This is a genomic window from Rodentibacter caecimuris (assembly GCF_010587025.1).
GTDB classification, from domain to species: domain Bacteria; phylum Pseudomonadota; class Gammaproteobacteria; order Enterobacterales; family Pasteurellaceae; genus Rodentibacter; species Rodentibacter caecimuris.
The window spans coordinates 2,263,778-2,288,743 of the sequence record NZ_CP040863.1 but is presented as its reverse complement, the minus strand read 5'-3'; the positions used below and the strand labels follow the sequence as shown (position 1 = coordinate 2,288,743).

22 protein-coding genes are annotated in these 24,966 nt (G+C 35.7%); 5 read left to right on the top strand and 17 right to left on the bottom strand.

Annotation, left to right across the window (positions count from 1 at the left end; all coding sequences use genetic code 11):
• Positions 1–36: 36 nt before the first annotated feature.
• The 3 genes from FEE42_RS11200 to epmA form a co-directional block, all read right to left on the bottom strand.
• On the bottom strand, positions 37–1,404 hold the full coding sequence (locus tag FEE42_RS11200; RefSeq protein ID WP_059367375.1) for an L-serine ammonia-lyase: 1,368 nt from the start codon (positions 1,402–1,404) through the stop codon (positions 37–39).
• Positions 1,405–1,444: 40 nt separating this feature from the next.
• Complete coding sequence (locus FEE42_RS11195; RefSeq protein WP_059368854.1) at positions 1,445–2,674, bottom strand: HAAAP family serine/threonine permease; 1,230 nt, start codon at positions 2,672–2,674, stop codon at positions 1,445–1,447.
• 227 nt (positions 2,675–2,901) lie between these two features.
• Positions 2,902–3,885, bottom strand: coding sequence for an elongation factor P--(R)-beta-lysine ligase (gene epmA / locus FEE42_RS11190; protein ID WP_164028611.1), 984 nt, complete (start codon positions 3,883–3,885; stop codon positions 2,902–2,904).
• A gap of 286 nt (positions 3,886–4,171) precedes the next feature.
• Between epmA and frdA the strand changes: the two genes are divergently transcribed.
• The 4 genes from frdA to frdD are packed head-to-tail and all read left to right on the top strand — an operon-like array spanning position 4,172 to position 7,513.
• Positions 4,172–5,971, top strand: coding sequence for a fumarate reductase (quinol) flavoprotein subunit (gene frdA, locus FEE42_RS11185; RefSeq protein WP_059367378.1), 1,800 nt, complete (start codon positions 4,172–4,174; stop codon positions 5,969–5,971).
• Positions 5,964–6,734 carry a succinate dehydrogenase/fumarate reductase iron-sulfur subunit gene (locus FEE42_RS11180; protein ID WP_077466751.1) on the top strand — a complete coding sequence of 257 codons (771 nt, stop codon included), beginning with the start codon at positions 5,964–5,966 and terminating at the stop codon, positions 6,732–6,734. The genes frdA and FEE42_RS11180 overlap by 8 nt, the downstream gene beginning before the upstream one ends.
• Positions 6,735–6,744: 10 nt before the next feature.
• Complete coding sequence (frdC, locus tag FEE42_RS11175) at positions 6,745–7,155, top strand: fumarate reductase subunit FrdC (RefSeq protein WP_164028609.1); 411 nt, start codon at positions 6,745–6,747, stop codon at positions 7,153–7,155.
• A 13-nt stretch (positions 7,156–7,168) separates the two neighbouring features.
• Positions 7,169–7,513 (top strand): fumarate reductase subunit FrdD, encoded by a 345-nt coding sequence (gene frdD / locus FEE42_RS11170; RefSeq protein ID WP_059367386.1) that lies wholly within the window; start codon positions 7,169–7,171, stop codon positions 7,511–7,513.
• A gap of 60 nt (positions 7,514–7,573) precedes the next feature.
• Here frdD and ndk read toward each other — a convergent pair whose 3' ends face one another.
• The 14 genes from ndk to glnA all read right to left on the bottom strand — a co-directional run bounded on the left by ndk (position 7,574) and on the right by glnA (position 22,916).
• A complete protein-coding gene (gene ndk / locus FEE42_RS11165; RefSeq protein WP_059367389.1) occupies positions 7,574–7,996 on the bottom strand; it encodes a nucleoside-diphosphate kinase in 423 nt (140 codons plus the stop codon).
• Between the two features lie 8 nt (positions 7,997–8,004).
• Positions 8,005–9,309, bottom strand: coding sequence for an aminopeptidase PepB (gene pepB / locus FEE42_RS11160; protein WP_164028607.1), 1,305 nt, complete (start codon positions 9,307–9,309; stop codon positions 8,005–8,007).
• Positions 9,310–9,408: 99 nt separating this feature from the next.
• Positions 9,409–10,446 carry a dTDP-glucose 4,6-dehydratase gene (rfbB, locus tag FEE42_RS11155; protein WP_164028842.1) on the bottom strand — a complete coding sequence of 346 codons (1,038 nt, stop codon included), beginning with the start codon at positions 10,444–10,446 and terminating at the stop codon, positions 9,409–9,411.
• 30 nt (positions 10,447–10,476) lie between these two features.
• Positions 10,477–11,787, bottom strand: a complete 1,311-nt coding sequence (locus tag FEE42_RS11150) for a sugar transferase (protein ID WP_164028605.1) — start codon at positions 11,785–11,787, stop codon at positions 10,477–10,479.
• Between the two features lie 241 nt (positions 11,788–12,028).
• A complete protein-coding gene (locus FEE42_RS11145; RefSeq protein WP_164028603.1) occupies positions 12,029–12,763 on the bottom strand; it encodes a WecB/TagA/CpsF family glycosyltransferase in 735 nt (244 codons plus the stop codon).
• 3 nt (positions 12,764–12,766) lie between these two features.
• On the bottom strand, positions 12,767–13,948 hold the full coding sequence (locus FEE42_RS11140) for an O-antigen ligase family protein (RefSeq protein WP_164028601.1): 1,182 nt from the start codon (positions 13,946–13,948) through the stop codon (positions 12,767–12,769).
• Positions 13,935–14,861: a glycosyltransferase family 52 gene (locus FEE42_RS11135; protein ID WP_164028599.1), complete on the bottom strand. Its 927-nt coding sequence runs from the start codon at positions 14,859–14,861 to the stop codon at positions 13,935–13,937. The genes FEE42_RS11140 and FEE42_RS11135 overlap by 14 nt, the downstream gene beginning before the upstream one ends.
• A 34-nt stretch (positions 14,862–14,895) precedes the next feature.
• Complete coding sequence (locus FEE42_RS11130) at positions 14,896–16,095, bottom strand: flippase (protein ID WP_164028598.1); 1,200 nt, start codon at positions 16,093–16,095, stop codon at positions 14,896–14,898.
• A complete protein-coding gene (neuC, locus tag FEE42_RS11125; protein ID WP_164028596.1) occupies positions 16,082–17,266 on the bottom strand; it encodes a UDP-N-acetylglucosamine 2-epimerase in 1,185 nt (394 codons plus the stop codon). Before neuC ends, FEE42_RS11130 begins: the two co-directional genes overlap by 14 nt.
• Positions 17,263–18,522, bottom strand: coding sequence for a cytidylyltransferase domain-containing protein (locus FEE42_RS11120; protein WP_059367415.1), 1,260 nt, complete (start codon positions 18,520–18,522; stop codon positions 17,263–17,265). Before FEE42_RS11120 ends, neuC begins: the two co-directional genes overlap by 4 nt.
• A 16-nt stretch (positions 18,523–18,538) precedes the next feature.
• Entirely contained in the window at positions 18,539–19,576 is a 1,038-nt protein-coding gene (neuB, locus tag FEE42_RS11115) for an N-acetylneuraminate synthase (protein ID WP_164028594.1), read from the bottom strand.
• Between the two features lie 2 nt (positions 19,577–19,578).
• The gene (locus FEE42_RS11110) at positions 19,579–20,208 is read right to left on the bottom strand and encodes an acetyltransferase (RefSeq protein ID WP_059367418.1); all 630 of its coding nucleotides are present in this window, start codon (positions 20,206–20,208) and stop codon (positions 19,579–19,581) included.
• Entirely contained in the window at positions 20,208–21,326 is a 1,119-nt protein-coding gene (locus tag FEE42_RS11105; protein WP_059367419.1) for an LPS O-antigen chain length determinant protein WzzB, read from the bottom strand. Before FEE42_RS11105 ends, FEE42_RS11110 begins: the two co-directional genes overlap by 1 nt.
• A gap of 171 nt (positions 21,327–21,497) precedes the next feature.
• Positions 21,498–22,916 carry a type I glutamate--ammonia ligase gene (gene glnA, locus FEE42_RS11100; RefSeq protein WP_164028592.1) on the bottom strand — a complete coding sequence of 473 codons (1,419 nt, stop codon included), beginning with the start codon at positions 22,914–22,916 and terminating at the stop codon, positions 21,498–21,500.
• Between the two features lie 195 nt (positions 22,917–23,111).
• Here glnA and typA point away from each other — a divergent pair, with 195 nt between their 5' ends.
• Positions 23,112–24,962: a translational GTPase TypA gene (gene typA, locus FEE42_RS11095; RefSeq protein ID WP_164028590.1), complete on the top strand. Its 1,851-nt coding sequence runs from the start codon at positions 23,112–23,114 to the stop codon at positions 24,960–24,962.
• Positions 24,963–24,966: the final 4 nt, after the last annotated feature.

Below are 24,966 nucleotides of genomic sequence, written 5' to 3'. Positions count from 1 at the left end.
AGTGCGGTCGATTTTGACCGCACTTTGGATTGAAATTTAAGTACAAACCACTTTGACTGCAAGCCCGCCTTGTGAAGTCTCACGGTATTTTGCATTCATATCTTTGCCTGTTTCGTACATGGTTTCAATCACTTTATCAAGCGTAACCCGTGGATCAGTAGTACGACGCAATGACATACGAGCCGCATTAATCGCTTTCACTGAGGCAATTGCATTACGTTCGATACAAGGCACTTGAACTTGTCCGCCGACAGGGTCGCAAGTTAAACCAAGGTTATGCTCCATTGCAATTTCTGCTGCAATACATACTTGCATTGGATTAGCGCCAAGAATCTCAGCCAAACCGGCTGCCGCCATGGAACAAGCCACGCCGACTTCCCCTTGACATCCTACTTCAGCACCGGAAATCGAAGCATTCATTTTGTAAAGCGAGCCAATCATTCCCGCCGCTAACAAATAGCGTTCAACAATCTCCGCCGTTAAAGGTGAAACAAATTTATCATAGTAAGAAAGTACTGCCGGAATAATGCCGCAAGCACCATTGGTTGGTGCGGTTACTACCCGTCCACCAGCCGCATTTTCTTCATTGACTGCCAGAGCGAACATATTTACCCAATCAATAACACGCATTGGATCGTTTGATAAATTCGTATTCGCTTGTAGCATGCGATGTAACGAAGCTGCACGACGAGGAACACGTAATGGCCCCGGTAAAATACCTTCGGTATGCAAGCCGTGATCAATACAAGCCTGCATAGTTTTCCACACATTGTCTAAATGCGCGCTCACCGCGTCTTTACCATGTAAAGCAATTTCATTTTCAAGCATGACTGTAGAAAGCATTAAACCTTTTTCAGTGCAGTGCTTTAAAATGTCTTCCGCATTTTTATAAGGATAAGGCACGCTGATTGCGCTTTCTTCTTCCTGACCGAAATGGGCTTCATCAACGATAAAACCACCGCCGATAGAATAATAAGTCTGACGGTAAAGTTCCTTACGGTCTGCATCTAATGCAGTGATCGTCATGCCATTTTCATGTAATTTCAAAAAAGTACTGTGAAAAATGAGATTGTTATCAAAATCAAATTTCACTGTTTTTTTACCTTGATCGATAGATAATTCCGCAGTCTCTTTCACGTTTTCGATAAAACGCGGAATGAGATCAATATCTACATCATGCGGTAAATAACCTGCAAGCCCCATAATGATCGCAATATCCGTATTATGGCCACGCCCGGTCATGGAAAGAGAACCATAGACATCTACATGAATTTCTGTTGTGTTTTCAAACTGCCCAAGCTTAATGAGATCATCAATAAATTGTTTACCCGCTTTCATCGGACCAACAGTATGGGAACTGGACGGACCAATTCCCACTTTAAACATATCAAATACGCTAATCATATATTTCTCGTTAATTAAGATAAGCTAAAACCTAAGCTGCCTATAATAATCCATATACGACCGCAGAGATAGCTATTAATCCCATTACGGTTACAAATATATTGCTAAAGCGACCTTGATAACGTTTCATTGCCGGAACTTTGCGAATAGCGTACATCGGCATAATGAATAAAATCATCGCAATAATTGGGCCGCCAAGGGATTCAATCAAACCAAGAATACTAGGATTAATAATCGCAACGCCCCACAGCGTAACTAAGAAGAAAAGTGCGGTTGCATAATTTAATTTTTTACGATTAACCGACTCACCTTTCATTTTTAAGTACAATCCCTCTAACCCCTCACGAGCCCCCATATAATGACCAAAGAAAGAACTGGTAATCGCTAAAAATGCAACCAATGGGCCAAAGTAGGAAATATAAGGATTATCGAATTTGTTCGCTAAGAAAGACAAAATACTGATATTTTGTTCTTTTGCCGCCAATAACTCTTCCGGAGTTAAAGTTAATACGCAGCTGAATACAAAGAACATAACAAAGAAAAGTAAAATCGTTGATGTACCTTTTTCAGTGTGTTCAATATGACGTTCAGTAAGATCAAATTCTTTGTATTCACGATATTGCGAACAGGTGAAGGAAGAAATTGCCGGAGAATGGTTAAAAGAGAATACTAAAACCGGAATCGTTACCCATAATGTTGTAATAAAACTGCTTGTAGTCGGAAATTCCTGTAACATAGAGCTGTTCCATTCCGGAATTAAATAAATTGATAATACAAATAAAATGAGTACTAACGGATATACAAGCCATTCCGTAATTTTTAACATCACCTTTTCATTGAAAAGCATCACTGAAATTAATACTGCAATTAAGACAAAAGAAAGTAACACACGATTAGGCGATGCCATGCCAAGTTGATTCACAATAAAGGAATCTACGGTATTGGTAATACCATTACCATAAATTAACAAAATTGGAAAAATTGCGAAAAAATAAAGTAGAGTAATTAATTTACCTGCCGTTTTACCAAAATGTTCTTCTACAACTTCGGTAATGTCACTTCCCGGTTTTTTGGAAGAAAGCACGAAATATGATAAACCACGGTGAGCAAAATAAGTCATCGGTCCGACTAAAATTGCCATAATAACTAGCGGCCAGAAACCACCCATACCAGCATTAATCGGTAGAAATAAAACACCGGCACCTACTGCCGTACCAAATAAATTTAACATCCATGATGCATCAAATTTATTCCATTTTGGATTTTTCATAATAAAGACCTTCAAAATTAAAAAAGAAATTAGTTTACTATAATTGTTCAAGTAACCACCTGAAAATCTGGCGCGCATAATATGCTTTAAGAAAGTGAAATTCAAAAGAATATTTTTAGAAATGTGATCTAGATAACAGTTTTTCCATGATTAAATAAGCAAAATTTGGTTTAGATTAAAGTGAGGTTAAAAAGCAATCAATATCTTAACCGCACTTTCTATATAAATTAAGCGTTCTCAATAGAGAAGGAGAGCACTTCATTAATACAGGAAGCCTCTAGGGCAATCATAATTAAACGATCCACTCCTAAAGCAACGCCCGATGTATTCGGTATCCCCGCTTGCAATGCACTAAGAAAGCGCTCATCTATTGCCCGCTCCGGTAAATCGAGCTTTTCACGCTGACGGTTATCCTGCTCAAAACGATGCCGTTGTTCATTTACATCCGTTAATTCATGAAAGCCATTGGCGAGTTCTAATCCTTTGTAATAAAACTCAAAACGTTCCGCCACACGTTGATCTTCCGGACTTAATTGCGCAAGTGCGGCCTGTGAGGAAGGGAAATGGTAAATCGCAACCGGCGCATCCTGCCCAATTTGCGGTTCCACCACTTCACTAAATAAAAATTGCAATAACGTATCGCGATCCTCGTCCTCTTCTGCCATAAAATTATGTTGACGGGCAGCCTCGACCAATTCTTTCCGACTTGCTGAAAGCGGATCAAGTCCCACATACTCTTGGAAAGCAAATTGGTAAGTCATACTTTCTGCCGGCTTACAATCAAGAATTTGTTGGAGTAAATCATCTACTTCATTAATCAAACGATACATGTCAAAGTGCGGTCGATACCACTCCAACATAGTAAATTCAGGATTATGGCGATTACCCGCTTCTTCATTACGAAATACTTTGCTAATTTGAAAAATAGGGCCGCTACCCGCAGCCAATAAACGTTTCATATGATATTCAGGACTGGTTGAAAGCCACAAGGTTTTTGAGAGTTCATTAATCGGTGCAATAAATTCGGTGCTAAATGTAGAAAGGTGAATATCCGTCACACCAAATTCACTCAAAACCGGGGTTTCAACTTCAAGCAACCCCCGATCGGTAAAAAAACGACGAATTTCAGCAATGATTTTTGCTCTGGCAAGTAAATTTTTAATGGAGGCTGAAGGCTGCCATGACACAGTTTGCGAAGTAAGTGCGGTCATTTTTCCTCTTATTTTTTAGTAAAATCATCATAAACTTCAACATTGTAAACTAGGGAATTTAACAACTCAACTTTCCGGCCTTATCATCACAAAAGCACGTCAAATAAAAAACCTTCTCATTTGATTTAGTTAAATAAATTAACTTTTTTGAGGTAGATCACAAAATTCACAATTTCTCCGAAATTCCTCTGAAAAAAAGTTATTAATTTGTAAAAAAAGTGGCACAATGCCACCGCTCACCCTTTAAAGGGCTTTTATTATACTTTCTACATGATTGGAGGATATCGTGCAAACAGTTAATGTCGATATTGCAATTGTTGGTGCCGGTGGTGGCGGTTTACGTGCGGCAATTGCAGCAGCAGAGGCAAATCCTAATTTAAAAATCGCATTGGTTTCAAAGGTTTATCCAATGCGTAGCCACACCGTTGCAGCCGAAGGCGGTGCAGCAGCGGTTATTAAAGAAGAAGATTCCTATGATAAACACTTTCATGATACCGTTGCCGGAGGCGATTGGTTGTGTGAGCAAGATGTTGTAGAGTATTTTGTAGAACATTCTCCGGTAGAAATGACTCAGTTAGAACGCTGGGGCTGTCCGTGGAGCCGTAAAGCAGATGGTGATGTGAACGTACGCCGTTTCGGAGGAATGAAAATTGAGCGCACTTGGTTCGCAGCAGATAAAACCGGTTTCCACTTGTTACATACACTGTTCCAAACTTCAACACAATTCCCTCAAATTCAACGCTTTGACGAACATTTCGTATTGGACATTTTAGTCGATGACGGTCACGCCCGCGGTATGGTCGCAATGAATATGATGGAGGGTACACTCGTTCAAATCAATGCCAATGCGGTAGTTATCGCAACCGGTGGTGGTTGCCGAGCATTTAAATTCAATACCAATGGCGGCATTGTAACCGGAGACGGCTTATCCATGGCATATCGTCACGGCGTGCCTCTGCGTGATATGGAATTTGTACAATATCATCCAACGGGCTTACCAAATACCGGTATTTTAATGACTGAAGGTTGCCGTGGTGAGGGTGGTATCTTGGTTAATAAAAACGGCTACCGTTATTTACAGGATTATGGACTAGGACCGGAAACGCCGATTGGTAAACCTGAAAATAAATATATGGAATTAGGACCGCGTGATAAAGTTTCTCAGGCTTTCTGGCAAGAGTGGAAGAAAGGAAATACCTTAAAAACCGCTAAAGGTGTAGATGTTGTACATCTGGATTTACGTCACCTCGGTGAAAAATACTTGCACGAACGTCTTCCATTCATTTGTGAGCTATCAAGTGCGTACGAAGGGGTAAATCCGGTTAACGAACCAATTCCTGTTCGTCCGGTCGTTCACTACACCATGGGCGGTATTGAAGTCGATTTCAATAGTGAAACCCGTATTAAAGGCTTGTTTGCCGTAGGTGAATGTGCTTCTTCGGGGTTACACGGAGCAAACCGCTTAGGGTCTAACTCATTGGCAGAGTTAGTCGTTCTTGGTCGGGTAGCAGGTGAATATGCGGCTCAACGTGCGGTTGAAGCACCACAAACAAACCAAAGTGCGGTAGATGCACAGGCTAAAGATGTCGTAGCTCGTTTAGAAGCACTTCACAAACAAGAAGGTAATGAATCTTGGTCTGAAATCCGTGATGAAATGGGAACCGTTATGGAAGAAGGCTGTGGTATTTACCGCGATCAAGCCAGTATGCAAAGAGCCGTTGATAAAATTGCAGAATTAAAAGAACGCTATAAACGTATTCGTGTCGCAGATAATTCAAGTGTATTTAACACCGATGTACTTTACACCGTTGAATTAGGTTACATCCTTGATGTGGCACAATCTATCGCTAATTCCGCTATCGAACGTAAAGAATCTCGTGGGGCTCATCAACGCTTAGATTACACTGAACGTGATGATGTCAATTATTTAAAACACACCCTTGCTTTCTACAATGAGAATGGTGCACCGCGCATTGAATACAGCCCGGTGAAAATCACTAAATCCCAACCTGCAAAACGTGTTTATGGCGCAGAAGCAGAAGCTGCCGAAGCTGCTGCGAAAGCTAAGGAGCAAGCAAATGGCTAATTCACCAGTAATGAATGTGGAAGTTTTACGCTACAATCCTGAAAGCGATCAAGAGCCACATTTAAGCACTTACCAAGTGCCTTATGACAACCAAACGTCCTTACTTGATGCGTTAGGTTATATTAAAGATAAACTTGAACCTTCCCTTTCTTACCGTTGGTCTTGCCGTATGGCAATCTGCGGTTCTTGTGGAATGATGGTTAATAATAAGCCAAAACTGGCATGTAAAACTTTTTTACGTGATTACAGCGGTCATATGCGTATTGAACCATTGGCAAACTTCCCAATTGAACGTGATTTGGTAGTAGATTTGAGCCACTTCATTGAAAGCTTAGAAGCAATCAAACCATATATTATTGGCAATGAGGCACCACCATTAGATGGTAAACCGCATCCATCGGCAGAACTTGCGAAAAGCCGCACGAAACAAACCCCGGCGCAACTTGAAAAATACCGTACTTTCTCAATGTGTATTAACTGTGGTTTGTGTTATGCAGCTTGTCCGCAATTCGGTCTAAATCCTGAATTCTTAGGACCTGCTGCGATTACTATGGCTCATCGTTATAACCTCGACAACCGTGACCATGGAAAAGCACAACGTATGCCATTGTTAAACGGTAAAAACGGGGTGTGGAGCTGTACTTTCGTGGGTTATTGCTCTGAAGTTTGTCCAAAACATGTGGATCCGGCTTCCGCAATCAACCAAGGTAAAGTGGAAAGTGCCAAAGATTATGTTATCTCTATGCTAAAACCAAAAGGCTAAGGGGGAAGAAATGTCAGTAACTGTAAGTAAACGCAAAAAATATGTTCGCCCGATGACGGCGACTTGGTGGCAAAAATTAGACTTCTACAAAGCCTATATGCTACGTGAAGCTACCTCAATCTTTTCCGTATGGTTCTGTATTGTTCTGCTTTATGGTGTGCTCTGCCTTGCCAGTAACCCCGTTCCGGGATTAGGCATTTTGAGCTTTATTGAATTTTTAAGAAACCCAATTGTGGTGATCTTAAATATCATTACGCTGGTAGCAACGCTTTACCATACTGTCACCTATTTCTTAATGACACCAAAAGTGATGAACATCATTGTCAAAAATGAACGTTTACCACACCATATAGTAAGAAATGCACTTTGGGCAGTAACCGCTCTTATTAGCGTAATTGCATTAGTTTTAGCTTATATCTAAGGGGAGAGAAAAAATGGTTGATAAAAATCCAAAACGCTCCGGCGAGCCACCGGTATGGTTACTTTTTGGTGCAGGAGGTACAGTAAGTGCAATTTTCTTTCCTGTGGTCATTTTAATCTTAGGCTTATTACTACCATTTGGTTTAGTCGATCCTGCGAACTTAGTTGCTTTTGCCTATTCTTGGATTGGTAAGCTTGTCATTCTCGTGTTAACTATTTTCCCAATGTGGTGTGGTTTGCACCGGATTCACCACGGAATGCACGATCTTAAAATCCATGTACCAGCGGGTGGCTTTATCTTCTATGGTTTAGCAACTATTTATACTATTTGGGTATTATTTGCGGTAATTGGTTTATAAGAAAATTAGATACAAAAAATAGCGAGTATAAAAACTCGCTATTTTTTATCTACAATAAAATTAATAATTACAAATTTCCGAATCGGCAAAAAAATAAGCAATTTCACGATTCGCACTTTCTACGCTATCTGAACCATGCACGGAATTTTCACTCTGACTTAACGCAAACTCCCTACGAACAGTACCTTCTGCTGCACTTTCCGGATTTGTCGCACCAATCAAAGTGCGGTAGTCTTTTACGGCATTTTCTTTTTCCAATACTGAAACCACAACAGGCGCAGACATCATATACTCCACTAATGATTCAAAAAACGCCTTACCTTGATGCTCGGCATAAAAACCTTCAGCTTGCTCCCTCGTTAAATGTACCATTTTTATCGCAACAATTTTGAATCCATTTTGCTCAAAACGTGTCAAAATTGCCCCGATAAGGTTACGTCTCACCGCATCGGGTTTAATAATTGAAAATGTTCTTTCTGTCATATTCATCCTTACTTTTCTGATTTTGACAACAATAAATTCGCTAATGTTTGTACTCCAATACCTGTCGCGCCAATCGCCCATAAATCATTTGCAGATTTACGATAAGTTGCAGAGCAATCAATATGCAACCAATTCTGCCGGTAATTCTTCACAAAATAGGAGAGAAAGGCTGTCGCTGTACTTGCCCCTGCTCCAACAGGCACTGTACCAATATTAGCAATATCCGCAAATGAAGAGCTAATTTGTGAACGATGGAACTCCTCAAATGGTAAACGCCAAAATGGCTCATTTTCGGCCTTAGCCGATTGAAAAAGCGCTGTCGCAAGTTCATCATCCATTGTGAGCAGCGAATGGTAGTCATTACCTACCGCCACTTTAGCCGCACCGGTTAAGGTAGCGCAATCAATAATAAACTCAGGATGTTGATTATCCGCTTCAATTAATCCGTCTGCCAACACTAAACGACCTTCTGCGTCGGTATTTAAAATCTCCGCTGTCACACCATTTTTATAGGTAATAATATCGCCTAATTTAAATGCGTTGCTACTCACTAAATTTTCTGCACAACATAAATAGAGCTTCACTCGTTGATTTAATCCGCGTGCAATAGCCAAGCCTAGCGCTCCTGTTAATAAAGCGGCTCCTCCCATATCAGTACGCATCGTACTCATACCATCACTTGGCTTGATACTATACCCGCCACTATCAAAGGTAATACCCTTACCAACTAAGCAAGCCAATACGGGGGCATTCGGATCCATTGTTGGATTAAAATCTAACTGCAACATTGCCGGCGGATTTGACGAACCTTTTCCTACTGTCCAAATCCCTTGATAGCCTTGTTCTTCCAACTCTTTCCCGGAAATAATCTGAAAACTGACCGCACTTTTCTCCGAATGATTTTCTGCTTGAGTCGTAATAAACTCTGCTGCATGCTCAACCAGTTTAATAGGTGTTAAACTTTGTGCTGGTTCATTAATTATCCCCCGAACAAAATCGCCACATTCAATACGTGCTAATAATTCACCTTGTAACTCATGCTCTAAATGTGGAAACTCAATGGCATAATCTTGTTTTGCTGTGTAAAACCCTTGATAAAATACCCAACAAAACTCTAAATTCCACTCATCACCAACTAATTCCACATCTTTAATACCTTGCCCACGTAACTTACGCGCAGCACGCTGCACCAAAGTGCGGTCATTTTTTTCATTATTTTTTAAGTGAATAATCGCTTCTTCGCCATTAAAACTTAATATCGCATTTTTACCCCAACAATCCGCTGCAGGGCGATTAGAAAGAATAATCTCCATTTTTTAACTCTCCTTATAAAAGAAAAAACCGATTAGCGAACTATACCAGTTTTTATAGGAGAAGATAATCTTAAATGTGCTTATTTCATCAACTAAGGCTTAACTTTTTTCAATCATGTATCTTCCTGATTGAAATTGTTTAACATACCATTCTATTGTTTTTCTTAATCCTGATTCAAAAGCTTCTTGTGGTTTCCAACCTAATTCACGACTAATTTTTGTCGTATCAATTGCATAACGTACATCATGACCAGGGCGGTCTTTTACATAAGTGATTAAATCCTCATATTTTATGATGCCATCAGGTTTATTTGGTACAAGCGTCTCTAAGATGCCACAAATAGAACGAACGACGGTAATATTTGTTTTCTCACGGCTTCCACCAATATTATAAGTTTCGCCAACCTTGCCTTCTTTAAGCACTTTATATAAAGCTTTAGCATGATCTTCTACAAATAACCAATCTCGAATTTGTAAACCGTTTCCATATACAGGCAAAGGCTTGCCCTCTAAAGCATTTAATATCATCAAAGGTATCAATTTTTCCTTATGCTGAAATGGTCCATAATTATTTGACGAATGAGTAATGATAGTTGGTAAACCATAAGTTCGATGCCAAGCACGAACCAAATGATCACTCGAGGCTTTTGAGGCAGAATATGGGCTACTTGGTTTATAAGGCGAGTTTTCAGTAAATAAGTCGTCTTTATTTTCCAAATCACCATAAACTTCATCGGTTGAAATGTGCAGAAATTTAAATCTTGCTTTTTTATCAGGTTCTAAATTATTCCAATAATCAAGAGCCACTTCTAATAGTGTATAAGTACCAACTATATTAGTTTGAATAAATTCTACAGCACCATTGATTGAACGATCAACATGGCTTTCAGCAGCTAAGTGCATGATGACATCAGGTTGATGTTGTTCAAATACTCTAGATAACTCTTTCGCATCACAAATGTTGACTTGTTCAAATGCATAACGTGGATTATTTTCCATTGATTCAAGGGATTCTAGATTGGCAGCATAAGTCAATTTATCTACATTGACCACTATATCTGATGTATTTTCAATGATATAGCGAATAACGGCATAGCCAATAAAACCAGCTCCGCCAGTGACTAAGGTTTTCATAATCTAACCATATCCATTATTTAATTCTTAGCCCTAGCAAGCTCCTCCTCGTCCTAAGACTGAACCAATTGTTTTTAATAAAATAACGATATCATTCCATAAAGACCAATTTTTCACATACCAAACATCCATTTCAACACGAGTATTAAAATCAATATTACTACGACCACTGACTTGCCACATTCCTGTAATACCAGGTTTTATAGCAAAAACTAAATGCGCTTTTTGACCGATATCCTCTTTTTCCTTCACCATATAAGGGCGGGGACCGACTAAGCTCATTTCTCCTTTTAATACATTAATTAATTGCGGTAGCTCATCTAAAGAGGTTTTACGTAAAATATTACCAATCTTTGTGATTCTAGGATCATTAATATATTTGTGATACTTAGCATAATACTTTTTCTCGTCAGGATTATTGTCAAGCCACTCCTTCATAAAAGATTGATCTGTATACATAGAACGAAATTTATAACAAGTAAAGATACGCCCATCCTTACCTAAGCGTTCTTGCCTAAACAACACTCTACCAGAGGGGTCCTCTATTTTTATAATCGCTGCCACAATAAATAATACTGTTAACCAAATAGGGGCGGATAGTAAAACAAACATATAATCTAATAAAGCCTTAAAGAATATATTCCTCCTAAACAATAACTTATTCTCCAAAGAAAAAATATTTTTTCTTGAATTAAAAATATTATAAATGTGGGAGTTTGAAAAATCATATCCACTTAAAACAGGAGTAAAAACTACCTCTCTGATATTCTTAATATTTTTTTCTATAATTTTATTTAGTTTTTCTTTTCCTATTGATTGACCATCTATAAATATAGTTCCTACTTGAAGATCTGATGTTTTTACATATCCTAAATAAGGATCATCAAACAACTGATTTTTAAACTCTAAATTTTCACTAATAACAATAGCTTTTTTTTGCCAAAAATTTAACTTAAAAAGAATCCTTTTTACAAAAAACTTATTTATAGGTAAAAATAAAGCAGAGACTAGAAAAATTAAAAATAAGGTCGTTCTAGAATAATATTGAATATTTTGTCCTAGAGCCAATGCTGCAAACAATATAAGAAAAACTCCAAAGCTAACTTTTACTATAATCTTAGACTCATGCCAAAAATCAAATCGCTTATAGTAGACTCCTGAGTAAAGCAATAAGCTAATATATAAAATATATACCCACCAAAAGCTAACATAGGAATAATCTATTTCTGGAACATTTAGAAAAACATTAAAGACTTTTCTTATTGTTACTGCAATAACTATAGATATAAATATAGAAACTATATCGGATAAAATAATGATTATCTTAGAAATATTTTCTTTCATCCCTTCCCCTTTAACTTAACCTAGTTTAGTTATAAAAATAATTTTAAAGCACTAATCAATCAACAGCATTTATTTATAGCCACTAAAAAATGATAAAAATAGGATATTAAAAACTAAACTAATTATATAGACTAACTCAAAAAACAATACCCTATCTAAACAGTTTCAATAAGCAACTTTAATCCTAAAGACTTTATTATCAAAATTTTCTAGTGAATTTAAAATAATACTCAAAATTAGGTTAACTTTTAGTGTTTTTAATTTCAACAAACCTTTCTTTGAAAAGAAAAAAACTGTATGACAAAACAAACTTCGGATAATAAAATAAGTATCTTTTTCTTGTATGCGGCTCTTTTATTATTCGATATAACCATCTTATATTTAACTTGTTAAAGACTTTAGGATAGTATTCTTCATTAGTTGAATTAGCAATTTGTGTAAAAAATCCCCCACAAGTATAAATAGCCCCCGAAAAACCAAGCTGAAAAATTTTATTCGCAATAATATCTTGATAAGGAGTTCCCATGCCAATTATTAAGATGTCAGGGGAAATCTGTACAATAGAGTCTATTATATCAATTTCATTCTCTAGAAAGAAACCATGATGATATCCTGAGATAATTAACTCAGGATATAGCACTCTTATTTTTTTTATAAATGCACATATACTATCTTGATCCGCTCCTAAAAAATAGAAATTTTTATTATTTTCTACACCATATTTAAAAATAACACTTGCAAGACTAGTAAAATCAAAAGATATTCTTTTTATTTTTCTATATTTAAATAATTGATTTAATAATGTTGGTAATATACCATCTGAGCATATATAAGTAAAATTTAAATAAATACTTTCGTTTCCTTTTACTTTAGAGATAGAAAAGGGATTTAGAAAAGTTACTAAACCTTTGGTAACTACTAGTTCATCTAAAGACTCAGGCTGTAACATATTAAATAATCTATATACTTTATCCATAATTTATTTATTAACCTTTATCATCTGATTAATTATACCTTGCAAAGAAAAGAAAACAGTAATTCCCCATACTGAACCATCTAAATCTTCAATAACTAGAAAACAAAGAAATGAAATAAAACAAATAAATGTATGAAACTCTATTTTAGTTAAAATAAATGCCTTAAAATATTTAAACAACATAAAAATCACCCCCAAAATAGCGAAGAAACTTCCAATTATACCTGTTTTATATAAAAATCCTATATATGTAGAATGAGAACCTAAAGGATAATTTTCTAGTATATGTTTTATTCCAATACCTATAAAAGGAGACTTCAACCACATTAGCTGTAAACTGGAAAAATAGATATTATATCGAGCATCAGTACTCCCTTTTCTACTATTCAATTTGTAGTCTATCCATAAAGAAATATATTCATAAAATAGAAAAGATAATACAAATAACAATAACAAGATAAAAAAACAAAAAATCAATATCTTTTTCTTATCTTTGATTAAAAATGATAAAAACTGACAAGATAAGATTAAAAAAGCAAATATTACACCAACTCTAGAATGGGATAAAAAAACTATATAAAAGCATAATAGAACAAACAGACTTTTAAATAAAAAGCTTTTTCCTCTTATATAATAAAAAGACAGCGGAGTCATTAGAAAATAGAAGAATGAAATTAAATTTGTATATTCAAAATAATTAACTAACCTATAGCTTACAGCCTCATCAATCCAGTCCAGGCGATATAACTCTCTCCCCATAATATTAAAGCTATCTATTTGATAGTCCATTGCTAATTTACCCAGCAACCCAATAAATATAAAAATCAACAAATTTATAAAACAAAAAAATTGAATTTTATTAATATCTAGAGATTCCTCTTTATAGTAAGAATATAACAATAGGGCTATAACCCAGCTGAAAAATGTATTTAATGTAGCGAACAACCTACCAACTTCTGCTCCATCAGAAAGAAAATTGATAATCAAGGAAAATAAATAAACAAATATATGAAATAAAAAAAACAACTCAACATATTCAATATTTCTTTTCTTTTTGGAAAGAAAAAGCACAAAACTTATATAGAAAAGGACAATTGACTGTATCGGCTTAGGCAATAAAACTATTATCCATAAATATTTAAATATAAAATATTTCATTTCTAATTTTTTTCTAATTAGATTCATCATATACCTTTATCACACTATTTACATATTTTAATAACTCATTAGAATAACTATCTTTACACCATTCCACTTGACACAAGTTTGACTCAATACTAGAGTTTATAACTTTCGTTGTAAATAATAAAGATGACGAAAATGAGTAAAGAGTAAAATCTACAAACTGAGCCATATACTCAAAAGTATATTTTTCAACCTTGTATACTGAAATATCACTAAGTTGCTCTCTATAAGGCTCATAAGCGTGAGGTACATAATAATCAATTTCAAATTTATTAATTATTTTTTTTACTGTATTGTAGTATTCATCCTCATGGCAAAACTTAGGATAAAGATTTTGCCCAATAAAAAACTTTTTATTTTTTATATAAAGTAACTTATCCTTTATTTCTACTGGTATTATTTTTGGCAAACTTAGTTTAGCTCTTTTACCAAAGCATAATGTTGCTCTTTCAGGATTAGATAAATATGTTTTTACAATTTTTTTTAAGATAAAGTTGTAATCAATCAATAGTAGATTTTGAATCACTTTCTTACCAAATGGAACAAAAGCATTTTGCTCTACATAATTCATTAGTCCATCTTCTAACAAAATAATACTTTCTACATTTAATAATCTAACGTAAAGTTTATTGTATAAGAGATGAGGATTTGATAAAAAAATCAAATTAGATTTTAGGCTTGAGCGATATTTTAAAATAAAAAAGATAAATTTTAAAACATTTCTTCTTATATTTACTTTATCGTATGTAAAAAATAAGACACGATCGAATTTTTCTAGAAATGGAAAGTCATTTTCATTCATATTAGGCATCTGAAACACTAACAATGTCTTTTTATGACTTTCTTTAAATTCATTAGTCTCAACTGCAAATAAAATATCATTAAATTTATGTGCAATTACTGTAATATTCATTATTTATTATCCTTAACACTATATTTATGGAACCCTATTCTATAATCCTTTTTGTCATAATAAATAGAATAGGTAAAATGCCTATAGCACCTAAAACACTTGCATAAGGGATGTAAACTACATCAGTAAAAATTAATCCACCTAATGCTCCTAAATAAATAATTGTTGATAATATCGAACAAAAGGAAATCTCTTTTGTCCTGCCATAGTAGAATAAATAATTTACTAAGAACAGATAAGGAATGGTTAAAGCTGTAGAAAACAAAAATATTACTATGTAATATTTTACCCCTAAAAAATATTCCCCTAAGAAAAATAATAACCATTCTTCAGGTATAATTTGTGCAATCAACGATGGAATTGGTACAATCAAAAATGAATACAATGCCCAACGATGTAATTTACTTAGTGTTACCGTTCCTTTTTTTATATTTTCAAACAAATAAGGAACAAGTGCTTTATTTATTGCTAGAATAAACACTGATAAAATAGAAGCAACTTGAGCTCCCATTGCATATAAGCCAAGATCACTTTCGTTAAATCGGTGAAAAATAAAAACTCTATCTAATTGTCCTTTAATAAAGAAACTACCATGATGGAAAATCATTGGGAGACCAAAAGCGATAATATATAAAAATGCAGTCTTATGTTGTGAAAAAGTAAAGTTTTTATTATAACTACCTTTCCTATAAATGAAATAGGCTAATAAAGTCACTAAAATATTACTAATTAAAATAGATAAAATACGTTTTTCAACTAGGTCTGTTTCATATATTTCTAGCATTAATATAGTTAATAATGCATTTGTAATAGTGGAGGCAATTTGAACCAAGGTATAAGGGATTGCCTGTTTCTGGCATTGCCTAATACTGAGTTGAACTGATAAAAACACCTGAAACATTGCATTCAAAACTAAATAAAACATAATTTCTGAGTGCATTAGCCAACAAAAGAGTATTCCTATTCCACCAAGACAAAGCGTATATACGTAACCTGTATTAATAACAAGATTCAAAGAACGCTTACCATAAACATAAAAATAGCGCGCAACAGCACCATCTTGGCTTAACCCAATAAAGATAACAAACAATGCTAAGAGAGTTTGATAATAAGACAGCTCACCAAATCCCTCTACCCCTAATTTACGTGATAAATAAGGTAGTAATAGAAAAGGAATACATTTAGATGATAGTTCACCAATAAGGTAAATCGAACTATCTTTAACAAGGCTCATTTGTTATTCCCCATAGATCATAAAATCTTTTTGGCTCATTATTTTTATTATTTTGTAAGAAATTTTTAATTAGATAATAGGCTTTCTCGGCAGAATTTTCTTGATAATATGGGTTAACCATCAGAGGTAAACACGCTTGAAAATCATCAGAAAGTAATTTTTGAATGCCTTGTTCAATAGCAGTTTGATTACTTTCAACATCAACAACAGAGTCTCCCCTTACACGCCCCTCTTGGCGCTTTCCTATATTGACAGTACCAACTCCTAATGAAGGAGCTTCAAGTAACCCTGATGAGCTATTACCAATTAATCCTTTTGAATATTTGATTAAAGCTAAGTACTCTTCCGGTTTTACCGACGTAAAAAATGCAAATTGATTCTCTTCAGTGTAGCTTTTTATTTTGGCAAAAATCACATCAGAGTGGGTATCAGAATTTGAACCGATAAAGACAAATTGATAGTCTTGCTTGAAGCGATCAAGTGCTAAAAGTAGTTGCTCAACTTGCTCTTCTACAGACTGACCTGTTATAGTTTCTGGGTGAAATGCCACCATGAAATATGGCTTATTTTGTAAATTTAGCTCTGAGAATAACCGCTCTTTTGTTGGTAATGTTAGACTTAATCCATTTTCAGCACCTAATGAGCCGATATTATGTACAGTTTCAGGTGCTTCACCCAACTGAATTACACGTTTACGATAAACTTCTGTTGCGGTTAAATGCAGTTTCGCCATTTTAGTAATACAATGGCGAATAAATTCATCATAATTACCCAACGTTTGTTCACCACCATGTAGATGAATTAATGGAATATTATGCATTGCCGCTGCGGTTGCTACAGAAAGCATTTCATAACGATCACCGAGAACCATTACTGCATCATAATAATGAGTTTGGAAGTGGTGACCAAACAAATCTAATGTATCTGCCATTGAGGTTAAAATGGTTTGATTATTTTGGCTATCCAATTTAACGGCAATTTTTTCACTAATCCTAAACCCATCTTTCTCAATAATTTCTACAGTATTGCCATATTGTGGTTCAAGATGCATTGCGGTAACAATCAAGCTAAAATCTAACTCTTGATCTTCCTGTAAACGTTTTAATAAACGTTTTACAATGCCATACTCTGCACGTGAACCTGTTACATATGCAATTCGTTTTTTAATCATAATTCTGATTCAACAATTGTTCTTAATAATTTATAACCTTGTTCATTTAAATGTAAACCATCTTGGGTATAATCTAAATTTAGCTTGCCATATTGATCACTAAATGGTTTATCTAATGAAATCCATTGGATGTCTTTAAGATTTGTTTTTAGAAACTGATTCAGCTGCCTAATAACTTCATTATCACGATCCACACGTAATGCAATAGGCGTGATTTCTAAGAAATAAAGTATAACATCGGGCTTAATATTTTTTAGCTTGTGAATGAGTAATTGAATATCTGCTAATACTTGTTCATTAGACCAGCCTGGATAAATAATATCATTGGTACCAAACATTAAGATAGCTTTATCACCAAGATGTTGAATTAGATTTTTATCTAAAATTAACTCAAGATATTGTTTTGTTGAAATACCAGCAATTGCAAGATTATTAACCACTTGATCATTAAGCTCTTCAACATTCCAGTAATCTAAAATAGAGTGCCCAATTAAACTGATTGCTTCCGTTTGACTGAAATTCTCTTTCTTAGCAGCAATAGTTTTTTTAATCGTTTCTAATAAGATTTTTTCTTTATTACGCTGTTGAAGAATAAAATAGAAATATTCAAAATCAAGACGATCATCAATATCAACAGAAACTTCTTTATCCATAAAATAAGCGATACATCTTTCACCATAAAAATGTTTCTGTTTTAGATACGCTTGTGGTTTTGCGGAAAAAATTGCCCCATTTGGTGAAAATTCCGGATGATGCTGTTGACGTGTATAATTTGAATAATCAAGTTTAAAATTTTTTAAACTTTCATCCTCATCAATCTCACGGGTTAAAGTTGTTGGCTTATGAGCATCTGATACTGAAACTAAAAAATCAAACCTATCAAAATGTTGCTCAAATTTAGCATTTGCTTCTTGAATATGTTGCGATGTTCTTAATGGAGAAGTCGGTTGCAATAAAACAAAATAATCAAAATTAAGATGTTGATATTTATCCAATACATCTTCAATCACCACAAAAGAGCTAGCCTTATCTGAAGCCAATTCTGCCGAACGTTTCACAAATTCAATAGGATAATGTGAAAGTAAATCAATATATTCTTGCGAATCAGTGCTTACAATAATTTTTTCAAATTCTGCACTCTCTAAAGCAGCCTCAATACTGTAAGCCATAACCGGTTTACCGTTTGCAAATAATACATTTTTATTTGGCAAACCTTTTGAACCAGATCTTGCAGTGATAATTGCAATTTTTTTCATAAATTTGACCGCTCTTTTATTCTTGATTTTTGAAACGACTATCTTGAATAAGTTGATCTTCTTCAAAATCCATTTCAGCTTCTTTACCTAAAATATCATACCAAAACATAGGACTAATGCCATTGCCTGGCCGCTTAGTCGTTAGGTTCTCAGTGGTATAAATTTCTCCTTTCTTAATTGAACATGCAGCAATGATGGATTTACGTGCAACAATCTTATTTTTTGCCTCTGACATAGTCACAATCTTTTCTGATGAACCAAGTGATTTTTCAACAGCACGAATACCTTCACAGAGTAATTTTAATTCTTCAGGTGTCACCGATGCTTTATGATCAGGACCTTCAAAATTTTTATCTAGCGTAAAGTGTTTTTCTATGAAAGTAATCCCATAAGGTACAGCAGCAATACCTGCAAAATATCCTATCGAATGATCAGAAAAGCCTAAATTATAATCTGAGAATACTTCTTTTAATTGATGAAATGCATTTAAATTCACATCTTCATAAGATGTTGGATATTCTGTATTACAATGAAGGATAGTAATATCTTTCTTTAAAATACCGTTTTTTTCTAACACGGCTAAGGCATCTTTTATTTCATCAATTGTTGCCATCCCAGTTGAAATTACAATATTTTTACCTTCAATTGGTAAACAGGCTATTTTCTCTAAGTAGGGTAAATTGGTTAATTCACCTGATGGAATTTTCCAAACTTTTTGCTTTTCTCCCGCAAGAAAATCAATAGATTCCATATCAAACGGAGTAGAAAATACTTCCAAGTCAAGTGAACGGGCATAGATTTCCAACTTACGAAATTCATCATAAGGAAGTTCTAATTTTCGGGTCATTTCAAGCTGACTATCTCCGGTACCAGTGGTAACTTTTTGATATTCCGCCTTTGGAGCATATTTTGAAATTAATTTATCTGCTTTAAATGTTTGGAACTTAACGGCATCTACACCACATTCTTTAGCTACATCAACCATTTTCTTTGCTAATACGGGATCACCATTATGGTTACAACCAATTTCTGCCACAATAAATACTTGACTCATTTTTATTCAATTTCCTTAATCAATTTTGCGGGCACGCCTGCCACCACTGTTCGTGGTTTAACATTACGAATCACTACAGCCCCAGCACCTACAACTGCGCTTTCGCCTATTCTCAATTGCCCTGTAACAACAGAGGAGCTTCCGATAAAACAATAATCTTCAACAATCACATCGCCATTTAACGTACTATTTGTGGAAATATTACTATGACTACCGATATAGCAACCATGTTCCACAAGAGATTTTGTGTTGATAATAACGTTATTGCCAACAGTAACACCACTATTAACAATTGCCATTTTTCCAACAAAAACACCTTTACCTAAGGTTGAATGATTAGAAATGATTGATGTTCTATCAATTACATTAATAACATCGCATTGATATTTTTCTAACTTTAAATATTTTTCTAAACGGTAGTTATTATTGCCAATACTAATGAAAAAACTATAATTACCTCTTTCTTTAAATTCATCAATTGTTTTTGCAAGTACAGGATAGCCTAAATGAGTTGTTCCTTCAGGTTTGAAGTTATCAATAAACCCACAAAACTCATATTGAGAAATATCTAAAGAATCTAGTACTGATTTTGCATAACCACCCGCACCAATAAATATTACCTTTTTCTTCATCATTCTTTTCTGCTGTTTTGGAACACTAGACCGAATAAAATAATCAACGTGGATAGAATTACCCCAATAATAAATCCAATTACAATAATTAACGCTTTCTTAGGCTTATCCTTCACCACTGGATAATCAGGAGAAGCCTGATAGCTAAATGTATTTGCTTTAGCTTCTTTTACTTTGCTTAATAATGGTCCCAATTCTTCTAGCTGTGCAGTAACTTGATAATATTTCGGTGGATATACAACTGCTTCTTGATTTAATACATCAATTTGGGCTTTTAAATATTTTTCACCTAGCATAAACAGATATGTACCATCGCTCAACTTAGAATCGGAAAGAGGCAATTTTACCTCTGACATAGCAAGAGCTTGAAGAGCATTATCGCTTGTTGAGCTAAATGATTTTGCATAGTCTTTAATATCTGCTTTTTGAGCAATTCTCAATGCATTATTTAAGTTTTCTAGTTGAACCTTTTTTTGAATAGCAAGATCTCGCTCAAATTTTGTTTTTTCATAGGTTAAATCAGAAAGCACCTCATTAAAGTCAATGAGAAAATTCTCAACTTCAAGTTGATAAGCCTCTTTTCCTGCAAAGCTAATAAATTGTTGTAATGTTTCTTGCGCTTCAATTGGTGTTTCAGCAATAAACTTTATTCTACGTCCTAATAAATCCGGCTCTTTTTTAGGATCCGGTTTAGTAATATTAATATCTTTAGTAATGAGGTCGGAGAGAATAAGTCGTTTAGCTTTCTCTTCTTTCCCCCCTGAAATTTGTTGATAAACGTCTGACTGTTCAAAAAAAGTTTCGCGCGTATCTAAAGATTCAGACATCAGATTAAATTTGTCAAATAACGATTTTCTCAATCCATTTGCGTCGAACTCTTGTCCTAAGATCCGAGCATATTCTTTGCGAATATTGAAATACTCACCTAAATCAGAAATTTTGGGCTCTATCACTTCTGCTTTAGAAGTCCACTGCTCTTTTGCAGTAAACGCATACACACCTGCAATTAAAGTGCATATAAATGCAGAAAGTAGAATCCAAATTTTTTTATTCCATAAAACTTTAATCAATTCAATGAGCTCAATCTCATCATTATTAGTTATACTCGTACTATTCACTGTAAAATCCTCTATCTAGTGGTTATTCCATAGTATCACGTCGGGTATGATAGGCTATATTATTCTCCTTCACAAGGATAAAAAATGTAAATGGATGTAAAAGAAAAGTAAAAAAGTGCAGTCAAAATCAACCGCACTTTCTTTGCTCAATATACAATTTTCTAGCCCAAATTACGCATAATACATCTCAAACTCTACCGGATGCGGGGTCATATTCAAACGTTCTACTTCCTTGCGTTTAATGCCGATGAAAGCTTTCACAAACTCTCTGCTAAATACATTACCGTAGGTTAAGAACTCGTAATCCTTCTCTAAAGCATTCAATGCTTCTTCAAGTGAGCTTGCTACGGCAGGAATGTCTTTAAGTTCTTCCGGTGGTAAATCGTAAAGGTTTTTATCCATCGCATCACCCGGGTGGATTTTATTCACGATACCGTCTAACCCCGCCATTAATAAAGCGGCAAATGCAAGATATGGGTTTGCCATTGGATCAGGGAAACGGGCTTCAATACGAATCGCTTTCGGGCTTGTCACTGCAGGAATACGGATTGAGGCGGAACGGTTACTTGCCGAATACGCCAATAGTACCGGAGCTTCATAACCCGGCACTAAGCGTTTATAAGAGTTGGTACTTGGATTTGTAAACGCATTTAAAGCTTTGGCATGTTTGATAATACCACCGATATAGTAAAGTGCGGTTTCAGAAAGCCCTGCATATTTATCACCTTGAAAGATGTTTTTGCCATCTTTACTTAATGACATATTACAGTGCATACCCGAACCATTGTCGCCGGTGATTGGTTTAGGCATAAAACACGCAGTTTTACTATGTTCAAGTGCGACATTTTGCACTACATATTTATAAATTTGGGTTTCATCCGCTTTTAAGGTAAGGCTATTAAATTTTGTTGCGATTTCATTTTGACCTGCTGTCGCAACTTCGTGGTGATGTGCTTCGATCACTAAACCGAGTTCTTCCAAAATTAAGCACATTTCAGAGCGAATATCATGGGCTGAATCAATTGGTGCAACCGCACAATAACCGCCTTTCTTAAGTGGGCGGTAAGCACTATTGCCGCCTTCATATTTTTTATTGGTATTCCAAGCAGCTTCCACATCATCAACGGAAAAAGAAGCACGGTTCATAGACACATCAAAACGCACATCATCAAATAAGAAAAATTCCGGCTCCGGCCCGAAAAATGCTTGATCTGCAATACCGGTAGAACGCATATAATTTTCAGCACGAATAGCAATAGAACGAGGATCACGATCATAACTCTGCATAGTCGTCGGTTCATATACACTACAACGCAGAGAGAGAGTTGGAATTTGAGCAAACGGATCAACCACAGCGGTTTCTGCCATTGGCATTAACAACATATCGGCCTTGTTAATTGTTTTCCAACCTTCCACGGATGATCCGTCAAACATTTTACCATCTTCAAATATATCTTCATCAATAAGACCAACTGGAATAGACACGCCGTGTTCTTTACCTTTTATATCAGTGAATCGAAGAATGACAAATTTAATATCATTTTCTTCAATTAACTTGAATACATTTGCGATAGCGTTTGCGTTTGACATAGGGAACCCTCTATTTTGCTGTGTAAATATGATTGAAATAAGTGCGCATTATAACGTAATCCCATCGACTTTTCATTGGATTTATTTTTCAGATTTAGCGTAGCGGGCAATATAAAAGTCATGTATAATCCTTGCCCTTTCGTGCGTGAAACCTTGTTTTACACACTCTACATCTTTAATAACTCTGAATGAACAATGACAAATAAAATTGATATTAATAAACTGCGCAATATTGCAATTATTGCGCACGTTGACCACGGAAAAACCACACTTGTAGATAAACTTCTTCAACAATCCGGTACTTTTGAAGCAACACGTGGCAATATAGACGAGCGTGTTATGGATTCAAATGATCTGGAAAAAGAACGCGGCATTACTATTCTTGCTAAAAACACTGCGATTAATTGGAATGATTACCGTATTAACATTGTCGATACGCCGGGGCATGCGGACTTTGGCGGAGAAGTAGAACGTGTTCTTTCCATGGTTGATTCCGTACTTTTAGTCGTTGATGCGTTTGACGGCCCAATGCCGCAAACCCGTTTCGTCACCCAAAAAGCCTTTGCTCACGGATTAAAACCGATTGTTGTAATCAACAAAGTTGACCGTCCGGGGGCTCGTCCTGATTGGGTTGTAGATCAAGTTTTCGATTTATTTGTCAATCTTGGTGCAACAGATGAACAGCTAGACTTTCCGATCATTTATGCCTCCGCATTAAACGGTGTTGCGGGTCTTGAACATGAAGAATTGGCAGAAGATATGACACCGTTATTTGAAGCCATTGTTAAACACGTTGAACCACCAAAAGTGGAATTAAATGCACCGTTCCAAATGCAAATTTCCCAATTAGATTACAACAGCTATGTTGGGGTAATTGGTATTGGTCGTATTAAACGCGGTTCGATTAAACCAAATCAACCTGTAACCATTATTAATAGTGAAGGAAAAACCCGTCAAGGGCGCATCGGTCAAGTGCTTGGTCACCTTGGTTTACAGCGTTATGAAGAAGAAATGGCTTATGCGGGCGATATCGTGGCTATCACCGGATTAGGCGAACTCAATATTTCCGATACTATTTGCGATATCAATTCCGTTGAAGCCTTACCTTCATTAACTGTGGATGAACCGACTGTCACGATGTTCTTCTGTGTCAATACTTCACCATTTGCCGGTCAAGAAGGAAAATATGTGACTTCACGTCAAATTCTTGAGCGTTTAAATAAAGAGCTGGTTCACAATGTGGCGTTGCGTGTGGAAGAAACGCCAAACCCGGATGAATTCCGCGTATCCGGTCGAGGTGAATTACATCTTTCCGTATTGATTGAAAATATGCGCCGTGAAGGCTATGAACTCGCCGTATCCCGTCCAAAAGTTATCTATCGTGAAATCGATGGCAAAAAACAAGAACCTTATGAACAAGTAACGATTGACGTGGAAGAACAACACCAAGGTTCTGTCATGGAAGCATTAGGTATCCGTAAAGGTGAAGTGCGTGATATGTTACCGGATGGCAAGGGGCGTGTTCGTTTAGAATATATCATTCCAAGTCGCGGCTTAATCGGCTTCCGTGGCGAATTTATGACCATGACTTCCGGTACCGGTTTGCTTTACTCCAGTTTCAGCCATTATGATGACATCAAAGGCGGCGAAATCGGTCAACGTAAGAACGGCGTGTTAATCTCTAACGCCACAGGTAAAGCCCTAGCCTACGCATTGTTCGGTTTACAAGAACGAGGCAAATTAATGATCGATGCCAACGTAGAAGTGTATGAAGGGCAGATTATCGGTATCCATAGCCGTTCAAACGATTTAACCGTCAACTGCTTACAAGGTAAAAAACTCACCAATATGCGCGCTTCGGGTAAAGATGACGCCATTGTGCTCACTACACCGGTGAAATTTAGCCTTGAACAAGCCATTGAATTTATTGATGACGATGAATTAGTGGAAGTCACCCCTGAATCGATCCGAATCCGCAAAAAACTATTGACGGAAAACGATCGTAAACGTGCAAACCGAACAACAACCAGTACAAGCACACATTAATGAA

Coding starts and splice junctions, on each gene's coding strand:
- FEE42_RS11200 (WP_059367375.1), bottom strand. CDS start 1,404: ATGATTAGCGTATTTGATATGTTTAAAGTGGGAATTGGTCCGTCCAGT.
- FEE42_RS11195 (WP_059368854.1), bottom strand. CDS start 2,674: ATGAAAAATCCAAAATGGAATAAATTTGATGCATCATGGATGTTAAAT.
- epmA (WP_164028611.1), bottom strand. CDS start 3,885: ATGACCGCACTTACTTCGCAAACTGTGTCATGGCAGCCTTCAGCCTCC.
- FEE42_RS11180 (WP_077466751.1), top strand. CDS start 5,964: ATGGCTAATTCACCAGTAATGAATGTGGAAGTTTTACGCTACAATCCT.
- frdC (WP_164028609.1), top strand. CDS start 6,745: ATGTCAGTAACTGTAAGTAAACGCAAAAAATATGTTCGCCCGATGACG.
- frdD (WP_059367386.1), top strand. CDS start 7,169: ATGGTTGATAAAAATCCAAAACGCTCCGGCGAGCCACCGGTATGGTTA.
- ndk (WP_059367389.1), bottom strand. CDS start 7,996: ATGACAGAAAGAACATTTTCAATTATTAAACCCGATGCGGTGAGACGT.
- pepB (WP_164028607.1), bottom strand. CDS start 9,309: ATGGAGATTATTCTTTCTAATCGCCCTGCAGCGGATTGTTGGGGTAAA.
- FEE42_RS11150 (WP_164028605.1), bottom strand. CDS start 11,787: ATGAAAGAAAATATTTCTAAGATAATCATTATTTTATCCGATATAGTT.
- FEE42_RS11145 (WP_164028603.1), bottom strand. CDS start 12,763: ATGGATAAAGTATATAGATTATTTAATATGTTACAGCCTGAGTCTTTA.
- FEE42_RS11140 (WP_164028601.1), bottom strand. CDS start 13,948: ATGAATCTAATTAGAAAAAAATTAGAAATGAAATATTTTATATTTAAA.
- FEE42_RS11135 (WP_164028599.1), bottom strand. CDS start 14,861: ATGAATATTACAGTAATTGCACATAAATTTAATGATATTTTATTTGCA.
- FEE42_RS11130 (WP_164028598.1), bottom strand. CDS start 16,095: ATGAGCCTTGTTAAAGATAGTTCGATTTACCTTATTGGTGAACTATCA.
- neuC (WP_164028596.1), bottom strand. CDS start 17,266: ATGATTAAAAAACGAATTGCATATGTAACAGGTTCACGTGCAGAGTAT.
- FEE42_RS11120 (WP_059367415.1), bottom strand. CDS start 18,522: ATGAAAAAAATTGCAATTATCACTGCAAGATCTGGTTCAAAAGGTTTG.
- neuB (WP_164028594.1), bottom strand. CDS start 19,576: ATGAGTCAAGTATTTATTGTGGCAGAAATTGGTTGTAACCATAATGGT.
- FEE42_RS11110 (WP_059367418.1), bottom strand. CDS start 20,208: ATGAAGAAAAAGGTAATATTTATTGGTGCGGGTGGTTATGCAAAATCA.
- glnA (WP_164028592.1), bottom strand. CDS start 22,916: ATGTCAAACGCAAACGCTATCGCAAATGTATTCAAGTTAATTGAAGAA.
- typA (WP_164028590.1), top strand. CDS start 23,112: ATGACAAATAAAATTGATATTAATAAACTGCGCAATATTGCAATTATT.